This is a genomic window from Rhizobium sp. 10N414, assembly GCF_056394785.1.
Genome location: NZ_JBFTIN010000100.1, coordinates 1 through 1,278 on the forward strand (window position 1 = coordinate 1; position 1,278 = coordinate 1,278).

The following is a 1,278-nucleotide window of genomic DNA, read 5'->3' on the forward strand; positions in this document are numbered from 1 at the left end:
TCGACGAACGATCATGACCTTCTTCAACGTAAAGGGCTCACCGCGCCAATTGCGATGCCCCAGTGCGTTGAGACGACTGGCAATCTGCTGGTCGTTGTCGGTCTCCAGCAGTTCGTTGATCAACGCTACGACTGCTTCCGGGGTCTTGCGGATCACGGCCATGGGCCGAGGACGAGCGACTGCCAGACTTTGCGTGCGACCTCCGCGCCAGCGGATGTGCATGTTGATCTGCTCGTCGACCAGCAGTGTCACGTCTTCGATGAGGAGGCCGAGCATGCGTTTACGCTCGACTGCGCTTGTACGTCCGTTGTTCCAGATGCGAGGAAAATCGGCGGCCAGCGCTCGAATCCGTTCCTGCGCAGCGCCGTCCAGCAATGACTGGTCTGTTTCGTTTTGACGCTCATGTTCGCGCTGAAGCGCATCGAGGTCGCGTAGCTTCCCATTCCAGTCCGCTTCGAGTGCGTCGGCAACCAAGCGGTTGTCAGGATCGACCTTCAGATAGCGGCGGCGTGCGAGTTCAGCCTCATACCGGGTGCGCTGCAACTGATTGTCGCGCAGCGAGGCGGCTTGCTCGACACGTTGTGAGATCTCCTGCTGCACCGCCAGCGCGACCTCTATCGCCGTCGGGGCCATTGCTTCGAGCAGCAATGCGCTGACCGCTTCATCGATCGCAGGCCCTCTTGCCCATTGGCAGGTCTTTCCAGCGCGACGAACGACGGCCTCGTTGCAGACGTAATAAGGACGAAGCTTGTCCTGGAATTGTTCATAATGAACCCGCATGCGAGCGCCGCATCGACCGCACAAAACTCGACCTTGCAACAAACCGCTGCCCTGGCGAGGCATACGACCCCGCAGGCCCGGAGAAAAACCGACTGCATTTTGTTCCAGGCTTGCTTGATTACGCTCGAACTCATCCCACGAGATATAGCCTTCGTGGGCCTGAGGGATGAGCACCTGCCAGTCGGACCTCGGCATCTTCTGCTGTACGGACTTGAGCTTGGCATTGTAGACAGTGCGTGTGCGTCCGTACGCGAAAGCGCCAGCGTATCGGGGATTGTGCAAAATCTGAAGCAGACGGGAGTGGTCGATCTCGCTCCAAAGGACATCGCCCTTGCCGATGCCGCGCCGGATGCGCCGAGGAAACAGGATCTTCTCGCTGCGCAGGCGCCGCACGACCGCGCAGGCTGATCCCGCCTCCCGGAAGGTATCGAACAGCATGCGCACCGTGTCCTGGATCTGGCGATCCGGATCGAGAACCACGCGCGTATCAGGCGTGTA

At 60.0% G+C, this 1,278-nt stretch carries 1 protein-coding gene; it reads right to left on the reverse strand.

The genetic code is table 11. From position 1 onward, the window contains the following. Positions 1–1,278: recombinase family protein (locus AC1DE4_RS31740; RefSeq protein ID WP_477884750.1), on the reverse strand; the 1,278-nt coding region annotated here is incomplete at both ends.